Origin of the sequence: Immundisolibacter cernigliae, from assembly GCF_001697225.1 — a bacterium.
GTDB lineage: Bacteria > Pseudomonadota > Gammaproteobacteria > Immundisolibacterales > Immundisolibacteraceae > Immundisolibacter > Immundisolibacter cernigliae.
This window is the reverse complement of sequence record NZ_CP014671.1, coordinates 3,015,070-3,028,420: the sequence shown is the minus strand read 5'-3', so window position 1 is coordinate 3,028,420 and position 13,351 is coordinate 3,015,070. Positions and strand designations below refer to the sequence as shown.

General features: G+C 70.4%; 12 protein-coding genes, 1 riboswitch and 1 other annotated feature. Of the genes, 9 read left to right on the top strand and 3 right to left on the bottom strand.

The annotated features are described in order from the left end of the window. Positions 1-10: 10 nt before the first annotated feature. Positions 11-700, bottom strand: coding sequence for a class I SAM-dependent methyltransferase (locus tag PG2T_RS14245; RefSeq protein WP_068806958.1), 690 nt, complete (start codon positions 698-700; stop codon positions 11-13). Positions 701-797: 97 nt separating this feature from the next. Further along, positions 798-1,004, top strand: a riboswitch (cobalamin riboswitch). Positions 1,005-1,135: 131 nt separating this feature from the next. On the opposite strand from PG2T_RS14245, the gene btuB reads away from it, so the two are divergent. From btuB to PG2T_RS14200, 9 genes are all read left to right on the top strand, one after another. Next, positions 1,136-2,980, top strand: coding sequence for a TonB-dependent vitamin B12 receptor (gene btuB / locus PG2T_RS14240; protein WP_068806955.1), 1,845 nt, complete (start codon positions 1,136-1,138; stop codon positions 2,978-2,980). A 164-nt stretch (positions 2,981-3,144) separates the two neighbouring features. Continuing rightward, on the top strand, positions 3,145-3,720 hold the full coding sequence (locus PG2T_RS14235) for a hypothetical protein (protein WP_068806952.1): 576 nt from the start codon (positions 3,145-3,147) through the stop codon (positions 3,718-3,720). Positions 3,721-3,859: 139 nt separating this feature from the next. Then, positions 3,860-4,462: a cob(I)yrinic acid a,c-diamide adenosyltransferase gene (gene cobO / locus PG2T_RS14230; RefSeq protein WP_068806949.1), complete on the top strand. Its 603-nt coding sequence runs from the start codon at positions 3,860-3,862 to the stop codon at positions 4,460-4,462. Then, positions 4,459-5,751, top strand: coding sequence for a cobyrinate a,c-diamide synthase (locus PG2T_RS14225; RefSeq protein ID WP_202816361.1), 1,293 nt, complete (start codon positions 4,459-4,461; stop codon positions 5,749-5,751). The genes cobO and PG2T_RS14225 overlap by 4 nt, the downstream gene beginning before the upstream one ends. Continuing rightward, positions 5,748-6,401: a 5,6-dimethylbenzimidazole synthase gene (gene bluB, locus PG2T_RS14220; RefSeq protein ID WP_068806946.1), complete on the top strand. Its 654-nt coding sequence runs from the start codon at positions 5,748-5,750 to the stop codon at positions 6,399-6,401. The genes PG2T_RS14225 and bluB overlap by 4 nt, the downstream gene beginning before the upstream one ends. Positions 6,402-6,444: 43 nt before the next feature. Beyond that, complete coding sequence (gene cbiB / locus PG2T_RS14215) at positions 6,445-7,383, top strand: adenosylcobinamide-phosphate synthase CbiB (protein ID WP_068806944.1); 939 nt, start codon at positions 6,445-6,447, stop codon at positions 7,381-7,383. After that, entirely contained in the window at positions 7,376-8,386 is a 1,011-nt protein-coding gene (cobD, locus tag PG2T_RS14210; protein ID WP_068806941.1) for a threonine-phosphate decarboxylase CobD, read from the top strand. The genes cbiB and cobD overlap by 8 nt, the downstream gene beginning before the upstream one ends. After that, a complete protein-coding gene (locus tag PG2T_RS14205) occupies positions 8,383-9,018 on the top strand; it encodes an adenosylcobinamide amidohydrolase (RefSeq protein ID WP_145931106.1) in 636 nt (211 codons plus the stop codon). Before cobD ends, PG2T_RS14205 begins: the two co-directional genes overlap by 4 nt. Next, positions 9,015-10,490 carry a cobyric acid synthase gene (locus PG2T_RS14200; protein ID WP_068806938.1) on the top strand — a complete coding sequence of 492 codons (1,476 nt, stop codon included), beginning with the start codon at positions 9,015-9,017 and terminating at the stop codon, positions 10,488-10,490. Before PG2T_RS14205 ends, PG2T_RS14200 begins: the two co-directional genes overlap by 4 nt. 180 nt (positions 10,491-10,670) lie before the next feature. Here the strand turns inward: PG2T_RS14200 and PG2T_RS14195 are convergent, their stop codons facing one another. Together PG2T_RS14195 and PG2T_RS14190 are read right to left on the bottom strand one after the other, a co-directional pair. Next, entirely contained in the window at positions 10,671-12,005 is a 1,335-nt protein-coding gene (locus tag PG2T_RS14195; RefSeq protein ID WP_068806935.1) for a TolC family outer membrane protein, read from the bottom strand. A 46-nt stretch (positions 12,006-12,051) separates the two neighbouring features. Continuing rightward, positions 12,052-13,271 (bottom strand): IS3 family transposase gene (locus PG2T_RS14190; RefSeq protein ID WP_145931024.1). Its coding sequence is split into 2 segments (ribosomal slippage): positions 12,052-12,986 and positions 12,986-13,271, totalling 1,221 coding nucleotides; the frame shifts between segments, so codons are not numbered across the junction. Continuing rightward, positions 12,877-12,993, bottom strand: a sequence feature (AL1L pseudoknot). Its footprint overlaps the gene before it by 117 nt. Positions 13,272-13,351 lie beyond the last annotated feature (80 nt).

The window sequence follows — 13,351 nt, the reverse complement described above, 5'->3', positions numbered from 1 at the left end:
GCGGGGCAGTTCACGCTTGGCGCAGCGCGGCCACCGGCCACAGACCGAGTGATTTGTCGGCGTAGCGGCCGTCTTTTTCGGTGCAGCGTTCGTTGATGAGTTCAAGCGGCTGCGGCAGGTTGAACGGCGGCCGCTGCAGGTTCAACGCACGCCACTTGCCGGTCGGAATATCGGCATTCTCGGATCGCCCGGTAAACGTGGTGGTCAGCAGATAGCGCGCCCCGCTGGCGGCAATGTTGGCCAGCGCCTGCTGCGCCTGGGCAAACGACAGGTGCACCAGGCAATCGCGGCACAGCACCAGATCCACCGCCGGCAGGCGGTCGCGGGTCAGATCGAGCACCTGGAAATCCACCCCCGGCCGCGCGCGGCGGCGCCGGTTGGTATCAATCAGCGGCACCACGATGTCGGCACCGATGTATTCGATGCCGGTCAGATCGACCCGCTTCATCCACTCGAAATCGCCACACGGGACGTCCAGCACGCTGCGCACGCCCAGCCGCCGCAGCAGCAGCGGCAGTTCCCGCACGATCACCCGCGTCTGGTCGGCGTCCGAGCCGGTGCCGGACAACGAGTGCCGGCCACCCCATTTGTTGCGCCGGAAAAAATCCGTGAACAGCTGCGCCGCGTCCACGTCGCGAGCGGATGCCGGCAAGCGGCGCCGACTGCCGATGCGCCGCCACAGCCTTGCCAGCATTGCCATCCACCCTCTCCGCCGGTGACCTGCCCGCGATGATAGCCGACCGGATGCGCCCGCCAGCGCGTTGACGCCCCCGCCTCGGCCGCCTACCATGCCGGCCGCTTCGTGGTGTCCCAAAGGCGTTCGCCTGCGGGATGAAACGGGAAGCCGGTGCGTTCCTGACGAACAATTCCGGCACTGCCCCCGCAACGGTAAGCGAGTCAAGCTGCGGCGAAATGCCACTGTGCCATCGGCACGGGAAGGCGCCGCAGCCGGGGTTCATGCCCCACTCGCAAGTCCGGAGACCGGCCCGAGGCACTTTGGTCGGCATTGCGGTGGGCGATGCGCCGGGAGGGTTGTGCCGCCCTGCGGCCGCCGTGCCGCGCGTTTTCCCCTGCTTGCCGGTTTTTTCAAGCCGAACCAGCTCTCACGCGGGTGAGCGCGAGCAGGAGTATCCCGATGACCCACGCAGGCAAGCTCGGCCGTCTGGCCGGACTATCCCTTTTTGCGGCCAGCCTCCAGGCAGCCGAAGAAACACCCCTGACCATCAACATCACGGCCGGACGCACGCCGCAGTCGAACGTCGACACGCTGGCGTCGGTGACGGTCATCGACCGGGCCCAGATCGAACGCCGCCAGGCAAGCTCCGTGCAGGAAGCCCTGCGCGGCGTGCCAGGCCTGGGCTTCAGCAACAACGGCGGCCTGGGCAAATCGACCTCGGTATTCCTGCGCGGAACCGAGTCCGATCACGTGCTGGTGCTGATCGACGGCATCCGCGTCGGCTCCGCGACGCTGGGCACGGCGTCGTTCCAGGACATTCCCATCGACCAGGTCGAGCGCATCGAGGTCGTGCGCGGCCCGCGCTCGAGCCTGTACGGCGCCGACGCCGTCGGCGGCGTGATCCAGATCTTCACCCGCAAGGGCGGCGGGGCACTCACGCCGCGCCTGAGTCTGGGCGGCGGCAGCCACGCCACGCAGGACTACAGCGCCGGCCTGTCCGGCGGCGGCGATCGCGGCTGGTTCAATGTGGGCGCCAGTCACCTGGAAACGCAGGGTTTCAACTCCTGCGACGGCCTGCCTTTTCCGCCCGGTGGCGGCTGCTTCGTGAGCGAGCCGGACCATGACGGCTACCGGAACACCGGCGCCTCGCTGCGCGCCGGCTACAAGCTCAGCGACACGCTGGACCTCGAAGGCCACTACCTGCGTGGCGAGGGCGACAACGAGTACGACGGCAGCGTGTTCTCGGGCAACAGCACGGATTTCGTGCAGGACGTGGCCGGCGCGCGCCTGAACTGGCAGGCCCTGTCCTTCTGGCGCATGTCGCTGTCCGGCGGACGCAGCCGGGATCTGAGCGACAACTTCTACAACGGCACGTTCAACAGCGCCTTCGACACCGAGCGGCGCAGCGCCAGCTGGCAGAACGATTTCGCACTCAGCGCCCAGCAGCGCCTGACGCTGGGCGCCGACTGGCTGGACGACCGCGTCGATGGCACGACCGCCTTTCTGGTCGACTCGCGCGACAACGCGGCCGGCTTTGGCCAGTATCAGGGCCGCTTTGGCGAGCATGACATCACCCTGGCGGCGCGCCGCGACGACAACCAGCAATTCGGTGGCCACACCACCGGCTCGGTGGCATGGGGCTATCGGTTCAGCCCGACCCTGCGCGCGATGGCCGCCTGGGGCAGCGCCTTCAAGGCGCCGACCTTCAACGAGCTGTATTTCCCGTTCTTCGGCAACCCGAACCTGAAGCCCGAGGAGTCGGACAGTTTCGAGCTTGGCCTCACCGGCGAACACGCGGCCCTGGCGTGGTCCGTGAACGCCTACCAGACCAAGATCGACCGGCTGATCGGTTTCGATGCCAGCTTCAACCCGGTGAACATCGACAAGGCGCGGATTCGCGGCCTGGAACTGGTCGCCTCGACCCGGCTCGCCGGCTGGGACCTGGCCGGCAACCTCAGCACGCTGGATCCGGAAAACCGCGGCCACGACGCCAACCGCGGCAATCAGTTGCCGCGCCGCGCCAAGCTCATGGCGCGCCTGGATGCCGACCGCGCCGTTGGCGCCTGGCGGCTTGGCACCAGCCTCTACGGCGAGAGCCGGCGCTACGACGACCTGGCCAACACGCAGTCTCTGGGCGGCTACGTGACGCTCGACCTGCGCGCCGCCTACGCCCTGCGCCGCGACTGGTCGCTGGAGGGCAAACTCGCCAACCTGCTGGACAAAAACTACCAGACGGCGCGCCTGTTCAACGAAGATGGACGCAACGCCATGTTCACCGTGCGCTATGCGCCAGCCGGGCGATGATCGTGCTGTAGGAGCCCGGCTGTGCCGGGCGATCTGCGCGCAGGGTGGCGCTCCCAGCGCAGGTGTCGCCCGGCAAGCAAGCGGCGCGCGCCGGGCGGCTGTGCCGACACCGACCAGACCCGTGGCAACCTTTCCCTTCTCCCTCCTCTGACCGAGACGAAACCATGAACAAACTACCCCTGCCCCATCCCCTGCCGGTCGGCCTGCTGCTGGCCGCCCTGATGATCGCCACGCGCAGCCATCATTTCGCCAGCGCCCTGCACCTGCCGGATGCCTCCTGGGCGGTGTTCTTCCTGGCCGGCGCGCTGCTGCCGGGCTGGCTGCCGCTGGCCGGACTGCTGGCACTGGCGGCAACGGTGGATTACCTCGCCATCAGCTTCGGCGGCGTCAGCGCCTTTTGCGTGAGCCCGGCGTACGTCGCGCTGCTGCCGGCCTACGGCGCGCTGTACGCGGCCGGCCGCTGGTATGCGCGCCGCCATCGGGCGACGCCGCGCAGCCTGCTGCCGTTCACCGGTTCGGCGCTGGTCGGCACGACGCTGTGCGAGCTGCTCAGCAGCGGCGCGTTCTACTTCTTCTCCGGCCGCTTTGCCGCACCGACGCTGGCCGAGTTCGGCGCCCGGCTGGCGCGCTATTTCCCGTACGCGCTCGAAGGCATGGCCCTGTACCTGGGCACGGCAGTGATCGTCTACGCCGCCTTCACGGCGCTGGCCGGACGCCATCCGGCCAGCCTGCGCCGATGATCGATAAAGACGTGGGAGGCCCGCCCCCTGGCCGAAGGGGCGGACCGGAGATTCGCGGCGGGGGCGCCGCTCACACAGGGGCGCCGCTCACGACTGCCCACAGCGCAGCAGGAGGCCCGGCCGCGGGCCGAATCTGCCGATGACCGAAGATCGCGCCGAACGCCACCGCGCGCGCATGGCGCGGCGCAAGGCGCGGGTCGATGCGGACATTGCCGCCGCCGCGCAGGACAAGGGCCTGCTGCTGGTGCTGACCGGCCCCGGCAAGGGCAAGTCCAGTTCGGCCTTCGGCATGCTGGCGCGGGCGCTGGGGCATGGGCACAAGGTCAGCGTGGTGCAGTTCATCAAGGGCCGCAGCGACACCGGCGAGGAGGCATTCTTTCGCCGCCAGCCGGGTGTCGACTGGCAGGTGTGCGGCGCGGGTTTCACGTGGGAGACGCAGGACCGCGAGCAGGACATCGCCGCCGCCCGCGCCGGCTGGGCGGCGGCGGCGTGCGCACTGGCCGATCCGACCGTCAACCTCGTGGTGCTGGACGAGTTGACCTACCTGTTCAGCTACGGCTACCTCGATCTGGCGACGGTGCTGGCGGATCTGGCCGCCCGCCCACCCATGCAGCACGTGGTCGTCACCGGCCGGGCGGCGCCGCAGGCGCTGATCGACGCCGCCGACACGGTCAGCGACATCGGCGACCTGAAGCACGCCTTTCGGGCCGGCGTGCGCGCCCAGCCGGGGATCGACTGGTGACCCGCCACTGCCCCACCCTGCTGGTGGCAGCGCCCGCCTCCGGTCAGGGCAAGACCACGGTCACCGCGGCACTGGCGCGCCTGCACCGGCGGGCCGGCCGGCAGGTACGGGTGTTCAAGTGCGGGCCGGACTTTCTGGACCCGCAGATTCTGGCCGCAGCCAGCGGCGCGCCGGTCCACAGCCTCGACCTTTGGATGTGCGGCCAGGAGGACGGCGCGGCGCGGCTATATGCGGCCGCTGCCGAGGCCGACCTGATCCTGGTGGAAGGCGTCATGGGCCTGTACGACGGCGCGCCGTCCAGCGCCGACATCGCGCGCCGCTTCGGCCTGCCGGTGCTGGCGGTGATCGACGCCGCGGCGATGGCGCAAACCTTCGGCGCCGTGGCGCACGGGCTGGCCACCTACGGCGCGGGCGTCAACCTGACCGGCGTGTTGGCCAACGGCGTCGGCAGTCCGCATCACGCGGATTTGTTGACCGCCAGCCTGCCGTCCGGCATTGCCTGGTATGGCGCGCTGGCCCGCGATGCCGCGACCGGCTTGCCGGAACGGCATCTTGGCCTGCTGCAGGCGTCCGAAATCACCGACCTCGACCAGCGTCTGGATCGCCTGGCGGACGCCCTCGCCCACGGCTCGGCCCAGGCGGGGCAGCTGCCGCCGGCGGTGAGTCTTGCCGAAGCGCGGTTGCCCGAACCAACGTCGCTGCTTGGCGGCATCAGCGTTGCCGTGGCCCGCGATGCCGCGTTCGGTTTTGTCTATCCGGCCAACCTTGACTGCCTGACGCGGCTTGGCGCGCGGCTCGCCTTCTTCTCGCCGCTCGCCGACCAGGCCTTGCCGACCTGCGACGCCGTGTGGCTGCCGGGCGGCTATCCGGAACTGCACGCCGCGCAGCTGTCGAAAAACAGGCGCTTTCTGGATGCGCTGCGTGCCCACCACGCCGCCGGCCGACCAATCCTGGCCGAGTGCGGCGGCATGATGGCGCTGTTCGAAACCCTCACGGACATCAATGGTCGGGCCCACGCGCTGGCCGGCCTGCTGCCCGGCACGACGGTGATGCAAACCCGCCTCGGCGCGCTGGGCGGGCAGGCACTTGCGCTGCCGCAGGGCGAGCTACGAGGGCACGCCTTTCACTACTCGCGGGCCGAAACACCGCTCGAACCGGCGCTACGCGCCCACACTGCCGACGGCCGGCCCGGCGAGGCGGTGTACCAGACCGGCCGGCTTACCGCTTCCTACCTGCATGCCTACTTTCCGAGCAACCCGGCCGCCGTCGCCGCCCTGCTGCGGCCATGACCGATACCGAGGTCTTTGGCGCCGCCGAGCGCAGCGCCGTCTACCGCGCCATCCATGCCCGCCGCGACATGCGCCATTTCGCCCACGGCACGGTGGACGAGGCGGTGCTGGCGCGCCTGCTGGAGGCCGCCCACGCCGCCCCAAGCGTCGGCCTGATGCAACCGTGGCGCTTTGTGCGCGTCACCGAAGGCGCCCTGCGCGGGGCCATTTACGACCTGGTGCAGGCCGAGCGCACCGCGACCGCCGCCGCGCTCGGCGACCGTGGCGACGCGTTCATGCACCTGAAGGTGGAGGGCATCCGCGACTGCGCCGAGCTGCTGGTGGCCGCACTGGCACCCGACGATGGCACCGTGTTCGGGCGCCGCACCCTGCCGCAGGAAACGGCGCTGGCGTCCGTCGCCTGCGCCATCCAGAACCTGTGGCTGGCGGCGCGGGCGGAGAATCTGGGCCTGGGCTGGGTATCGCTGTTCGACCCGACGGCGCTGGCCGCACTGCTGCATTTGCCGTCCGGCGCGCGGCCGGTGGCCATCCTGTGCCTGGGGCCGGTGGCGCAGTTCTATCCACGTCCCATGCTGGAACTGGCCGGCTGGCGCCAGGCGCGGCCGCTGGCCGAGCTGGTGCACGACAACCGCTGGCCGGCGCAGCCATGACCGACCGCCACCCGCGCCGCAGCGCCACCACCCGGACGCCGACATGAGCGCGGCGCTGCTGGCCAGCACCGCGGTCCTGCTCGACGCGCTGCTGGGCGAGCCGCGCCGCTGGCACCCGCTGGTCGGCTTCGGCCGGCTGGCGGGGTGGCTGGAAGGCCGGCTCTATGGCCCGGCCGGGGCGCGCCCGGCGGTCCGGCGGGCGCGCGGCGGTCTGGCGCTGGCGGCACTGGTGCTGCCGGCGACGGCGGGCGCCGCGCTGCTGGCCGCCCTGCCCGGCCCAATCGGTGCGGCAGCGAGCGTCGCGCTGCTGTATTTGACGCTCGGCCATCGCAGCCTGCGCCAGCACGCAGCAGCGGTGGCGCAAGCCCTGCAGCGCGACGATCTGCCAGCGGCCCGGGCGCAGGTCGGGCGCATGGTCAGCCGCGACTGTGCGGCGCTGGATGGCCCCGGCATCGCCGGCGCCACGGTCGAATCGGTGCTGGAAAACGGCAACGATGCGGTGTTCGGCGCGCTGTTCTGGTTCGCGCTGGCCGGTGCGCCAGGGGCAGTGGCGTATCGCCTGGTCAACACGCTGGACGCGATGTGGGGCTATCGCAACGCCCGTTACCGGGATTTCGGCTGGGCCGCAGCGCGCCTGGATGACCTGCTCAATTACCTGCCGGCCCGCCTGACGGCCACCGGTTATGCGCTGCTCGGCCGCAGCCGCCTGGCGCTGAGCTGCTGGCGGCGCCAGGCGCCGGCCTGGAAAAGCCCCAACGCCGGACCGGTGATGGCGAGCGGTGCCGGGGCGCTCGGCGTGCGTCTCGGCGGGCCGGCCAGCTACGGCGGGCAGCGCCAGGAACGCCCGGCGCTGGGCAGCGGCGCGCCACCCGACGCGCACGACATCGAGCGCGCGCTGGCGCTGGTCGGGCGCACCGTGCTGCTGTGGCTGCTCGGGCTGTGGCTGCTGGAACTGCTCGCCCGGCAGGTGCCGCATGCATGAGCACGGCGGCCGGGTGCGGGCGGCGGCGCAGCGCTACGGCATCCCCGCCCCGCGCTGGCTGGATCTGTCCACCGGCATCAACCCGCACGGCTGGCCGGTGCCGCCGGTACCGGCCGCGGCCTGGGCGCAGTTGCCACAGGACGATGACGGCCTGGAAGCCGCCGCCCGCGCCTGTTACCGGGCGCCGCACGCCCTGCCGGTGGCCGGCTCGCAGGCGGCCATTCAGGCGCTGCCGTGGCTGCGACCACCCGGCCGGGTGGTCGTGCTCGCACCGGCCTATTGCGAGCACGCCGGCGCCTGGGCGCGCGCCGGGCACACGCCCGTGCCGGTAGCCCCGCCCGACGCGAGCGAAGTGACCGGGCTTGCGGCGCGCGGCGACGTGGTCGTCATCATCCAGCCGAACAACCCGACCGGCCATGCCTGGGCGCCGGACGCGCTGCTGGCCTTGCACCAGCAACTGGCGGCGCGCGGCGGCTGGCTGGTCGTGGACGAGGCTTTCGTCGATGCCGCGCCGCAGATCAGCCTCGCCACGCACAGCGGGCGACCCGGACTGGTGGTGCTGCGGTCGCTCGGCAAGTTTTTCGGACTCGCCGGGGCGCGGGTGGGCTTCGTGCTGGCGGCGCCTGCACTGCTGGAAACGCTACGCGACAAGCTCGGTCCGTGGCCGCTGGCCGGTCCGTCACGCATCATCGCCGCCGCTGCGCTGACCGACCGTGCCTGGCAGGACGCCACCCGGGCCCGCCTCATCCACGACGGCGCCCGGCTCGGCGCGCTGCTGGAACGGAACGGCTTGCGACCGGCGGGCGGCTGCGCCCTGTTTCAGTGGGTGGCGACCGGGCAGGCGGCCGCGCTGCATGACGCCCTGGCGCGGCGCGGGATCCTCACCCGGTTGTTCGAGGATCCGCCGAGCCTGCGCTTTGGCCTGCCCGGCAATGAAGACGCCTGGCGGCGGCTGGACGCGGCTCTGACCGACGTCGCCCAACAAACGGCGGCCGCACCGTGAACGCCATCGCCCCGCAGCTGGCCACGCACGGCAGCGCGGCGCAGCCGTGCCTGGTGTGGCGCTTCGATGCACCGCAACGCTGCATCGCCAGCGCGCCGGTCGGGGGCGGAATCGGCACCGCCCGCTGGGTCATCAACGCGCAGGTGGACACCGATTACCGGCGCACGGACCTGGACGCGCACCTGGCCGCCATCGCTGCCGATTGCGCCTGCACCGGGCGGGGCCTGGGCCTGCTGACGGCGGCCCGGGTCGGGGCTTGGCAACGGGGCGCGGATGAGGACGCGGTGGCGGATGCCACGGTCGGCGTCAGCTGGCCGATCTGGGCCGCGGCGGCGCCCGTGCCGGCAACCGGCGCCACCCGGCCGGGCACCATCAACATCGTCGTACAGGTGCCGGTGCGCCTGAGCGCGGCAGCGCTGGTCGGCGCCGTCGTTACCGTTACCGAAGCGAAAACGCAGGCCTTGCTCGAAGCCGGCGTGCCGGGCACCGGCACCGCCAGCGACGCGGTGTGCATCCTGTGCCCGCCGCAGGGACCGGCCGAGGCCTTTGCCGGGCCGCGCGCGCCGTGGGGCGCACGCATCGCCCGGGCGGTCCACGGCGCGGTGCGCGCCGGGCTGCAAGCCAAGCCATGAGCGCCCCGACCCTGATGGTGCAGGGCACCACCTCCGACGCCGGCAAGACCACGCTGGTGGCCGGCCTGTGCCGGGCCCTGCAGCGGCGCGGCTGGGCGGTGGCGCCGTTCAAGCCGCAGAACATGGCGCTCAACAGCGCCGTGACGGCGGACGGCGGCGAAATCGGCCGCGCCCAGGCCCTGCAGGCGCAGGCCGCCGGCCTTGCCCCGCACACCGACATGAACCCGGTGCTGCTGAAACCAAACGACGACACCGGCGCGCAGGTGATCGTGCACGGCCGGGCGATCGGCAACCTCGATGCCGCCAGCTACCATGCCTTCAAGCCGCGCCTGCGCGAGGCGGTACTGGCCTCGCACCGACGCCTTGCCGGGCAGTACCAGGCGATCATCGCCGAGGGCGCGGGCTCGCCGGCGGAGATCAACCTGCGCGACGGCGACATCGCCAACATGGGCTTCGCCGAGGCCGTCGACTGCCCGGTGATCCTGATCGCCGACATCGACCGCGGCGGTGTGTTCGCCCATCTGGTCGGCACACTGGCGCTGCTGTCGGCCAGCGAGCGGGCGCGCGTACGCGGCTTTGTCATCAACCGCTTTCGCGGCGATCTGACATTGCTGCAAAGCGGCCTGGACTGGCTGGAACGCCAGACCGGCATCCCGGTGCTGGGCGTGTTGCCTTACCTGCACGGGCTGGCACTGGACGCCGAGGACGCCGTCGCCAGCGGCCAGACGGCTTTCGTCAACGGTGCGCTTCAGGTGCTGGTGCCGCTGCTGCCGCGCATCAGCAACCATACCGATTTCGACCCGCTGCGTGCCCATCCGCAGGTGTCGCTGCGCTATCTGCGCGGCGGCGACGCCTGGCCGGCGGCCGACCTGGTCATCCTGCCCGGCTCCAAGAACGTGCGTGCCGACCTGGCCTTCCTGCGCGCGCAGGGCTGGGACCAGGCCATCGGCCGCCACCTGCGCTACGGCGGCAGGCTGCTGGGCATTTGCTGCGGGCTGCAAATGCTGGGACGGGAAATCGCCGACCCGCACGGCGTGGAAGGCGCCCCCGGCAGCAGCGCCGGACTCGGCCTGCTGGACCTGGTCACCACGCTGGCGCCAAACAAGCGCCTGGCCAATGTCAGCGGCCGCCTACTGCCCGATGATGTGCCGGTGTGCGGCTACGAAATCCACGCCGGCATCAGCCACGGCCCGGCACTGAACACGCCGCTGGTGCGGCTGGACGATGGCCGGCGCGACGGCGCCCGCAGCGCGGATGGACAGATACTGGCGACTTATCTGCACGGCCTGTTTGAATCCGCCGCGAGCCTCCGGGCGCTGCTGGCCTGGGCCGGCTTGGCACGGCCCCAGCCGCTCGACCCGGCGGCGCTGCGCGAAGCGGCCATCGAGCGCCTCGCCGATGCCTGCGTGGCGCATCTCGATCTGGACCGCATCGAGCAGCTGCTGCGCTCCGGTGCGCCCGACACGGCCTGATGTGCGAACCGATCCGGGGTGGCGCTTGCTGGCTTTTCCTCCGGTCGGTCGGGCCCGGCCCGACCGCTTCTTGTGCCAGGGCGCGCCTTCATCTTCGGGCCCACGTCTCGCTCCGCAGCCGCGTACGGTGCGGCTCGGAACGACAGTAGGCCACCTCGTGGCGTAACCCTGCAGCGGCGATCAGCTGCCGCCGTTCGACTCCTCGCCGACGAACTCCGGCGGCGTCACGCCCAGGGTGCCCAGCAACTGGCCCTTGCTGCCGAAGATGCGGTAGTGGGCGTACATCAGGCGGTACTTGCCATCGATGTAATTGGACTCGGCGACGAAGCGCTCGTTTTCCGTATCCAGCAAGTCCAGCAGGGTGCGCTGGCCGATGTTGAACTGTTTCAGGTACGCGGTCCGCGTCGCGTTGGCGGAGTCGGCGTGCAGACGCAGCAACTCCAGCCGGGTCTGGGCGGTCAGGTAGTCGTTCCAGGACAGGCTGGCTTCCTCGATCACCTGGTCTTCGGCACGATCACGGATGTTCTTCGCCTCGGTGATGCGATGGGCGGTCGAACGCTTGCGCGCCAGGTCCGCGCCACCGCGATAGATGTTGTAGTTCATCCGCACCATGGCGATCAGGTCTTCGTCCGCACCGCGCACGCCGTCGATGTTGTCATTGTGGCTGGCGCCCAATTCCAGGTCGAAACGGGGGAAATCATTGGACCGTGCCTGCTCGTGCTGGGCTGTGGTGGCGTCGATGTCAGCCACCGCGGACAGCAGCGTCGGATGGGTTTCCCGCGCCTCGCCCACCAGGCCCGGCAGATCCGCCGGCATCTTGTCCGCAGGCACGGTCGGCGCGGTCAGTTCGGCTGGCATTTCCCCGACCACCCGCACATAGGCGATCTCGGCGTCGCGCAGGTTGCCCTGCTGCGCTTCCAGATTGGCCCGCGCCAAGGCCAGACGGCCGGCTGCCTGATCGGTATCCGCCGTGCGACCGACGCCACGCTCGCTGCGCATGCGGATCTGGTCGTACACGCGCTGATGCGCTTCGAGGTTGTCCTTGGCCAGTGCCACCTGTTCCTGGCGGCGCAGCACGTCCAGATAGGTCTGCGTGGCACGCAGGCCGACATCCTCGGCGGCCGCCAGCACGCGGAAAGACGCCGCCTGCAGGGTGGCCTTCTGGCGGGCTACTTCGTTCTTGGTGAAAAAGCCGTCGAACAGCATCTGCGTGATCTTGATGCCGCTTTCTTCCCGATGCAGGCCGCGGTAGCCCTGTCTGCCGGTCGCAGCCAGCGTGGAGGTGTTGTCGCTTTTCTCGCCGCCGACACCCGCATACACATCGACACGCGGCAGGTAGCCGGCCTTGGCCTCGCGCACGTCCTGCTCGATGGCCCGCGCGTCGTCCTGCGTGACCAACACGTCCGGGTTGTGCACGATGGCTTTATGGATGGAATCGGACAGGTCGCCAGCGATGACCGGCGAACCGACCAACGAAAGCGCCCCTAGCAACGCCGCTGAACGAACAGTTTTCATGACTGTATGAACCGCCCCGGTAACCCCGGAGACTCGTTGGTGTGAGTCACGCCGCCGTGGCGAGCTCGCAGGTCTGCTGATAGTAGTTCGCTTCGGCTTCGGCCGGGGGGATGTCGCCGATCGGCCCCAGCAAGCGCTTGTGGTTGAACCAGTCCACCCAATCGAGCGTGGCCAGTTCGACGTCCTGCGGGGTCCGCCAGGACCGCCGATGGATGACTTCGGCCTTGTACAGCCCGTTGATCGTCTCGGCCAAGGCGTTGTCGTAGGAGTCGCCGACGCTACCGACCGAGGGTTCAATGCCGGCCTCGGCCAGCCGCTCGGTGTAGCGGATCGACACGTACTGCACGCCGCGGTCGCTGTGGTGGATCAGCCCGCCTTGCGTCGGTCGGCGCGCGTGCAGGGCTTGCTCCAGCGCATCCAGGACGAAGTCGGTGCGCGCCGAACTGGACACCTTCCAGCCCACAATCCGGCGGGCGTACACGTCGATCACGAACGCCACGTAGACGAAGCCCTGCCAGGTCGAGACGTAGGTGAAGTCGCTGACCCACAGCGCGTTCGGGCGCTCGGCGCGGAACTGCCGGTTGACCTTGTCCAGCGGGCACGGCGTGGCCTTGTCGCTGACCGTGGTCTTGACTGTCCTGCCGCGGATCACGCCCCGCAGTCCAAGCCGCCGCATCAGCCGCTCCACCGTGCAGCGCGCCACCTGATAACCCTCCCGACGCAGCTGTTTCCAGACCTTGCGCACGCCGTAAACCTGCTGGTTCTCATCCCAGACCCGGCGGACCTCCTGGCACAAGACATCGTCTCGCCAGGCGCGATTCGGCCGCAGCTGCGGATCGGCGCGCCGCGCCGCCTGCGTGTAGTACGTCGACGGAGCGATCGGCAGCACCTTGCAGATCGGCTCGACCCCGTAGACGTCGCGGTGTTCGTCGATGAACGCCGTCATGGCTTGAACCGGCGGTCGAGCTCCGCCTGGGCAAAATACGCGCTGGCCTTGCGCAGGATCTCGTTGGCCTGTCGCAACTCGCGGTTCTCGCGCTCCAGCTGCTTCAGGCGCTCGGCCTCGGCGGTCGTGGTGCCAGGCCGCAGGCCCCGGTCACGCTCCGCCTGTCGCACCCAGCGCCGCAGCGTCTCGGCCGTACAGCCGAACTTGGCACTGATCGAACTGATCGCCGCCCACTGCGAACCGTGCTCGCCCTGGTGCTCCAGCACCATCCGGACTGCTCGCTCCTGTACCTCAGGGGAAAACTTCGCTGACTTTCTCATGGCTCTATCCTCTCAAGGGAATGAGCCTCCGGGAAAGCCGGGGCGGTTCAGTACCCCTTATGTTGTTGACGGGGCATCAA

Bases quoted from the DNA above. Each gene is read 5' to 3' on its own strand.
- btuB (WP_068806955.1), top strand. From the start codon at position 1,136: ATGACCCACGCAGGCAAGCTCGGCCGTCTGGCCGGACTATCCCTTTTT.
- cbiB (WP_068806944.1), top strand. From the start codon at position 6,445: ATGAGCGCGGCGCTGCTGGCCAGCACCGCGGTCCTGCTCGACGCGCTG.
- cobO (WP_068806949.1), top strand. From the start codon at position 3,860: ATGACCGAAGATCGCGCCGAACGCCACCGCGCGCGCATGGCGCGGCGC.
- PG2T_RS14195 (WP_068806935.1), bottom strand. From the start codon at position 12,005: ATGAAAACTGTTCGTTCAGCGGCGTTGCTAGGGGCGCTTTCGTTGGTC.
- PG2T_RS14200 (WP_068806938.1), top strand. From the start codon at position 9,015: ATGAGCGCCCCGACCCTGATGGTGCAGGGCACCACCTCCGACGCCGGC.
- PG2T_RS14235 (WP_068806952.1), top strand. From the start codon at position 3,145: ATGAACAAACTACCCCTGCCCCATCCCCTGCCGGTCGGCCTGCTGCTG.
- bluB (WP_068806946.1), top strand. From the start codon at position 5,748: ATGACCGATACCGAGGTCTTTGGCGCCGCCGAGCGCAGCGCCGTCTAC.
- cobD (WP_068806941.1), top strand. From the start codon at position 7,376: ATGCATGAGCACGGCGGCCGGGTGCGGGCGGCGGCGCAGCGCTACGGC.
- PG2T_RS14245 (WP_068806958.1), bottom strand. From the start codon at position 700: ATGGCAATGCTGGCAAGGCTGTGGCGGCGCATCGGCAGTCGGCGCCGC.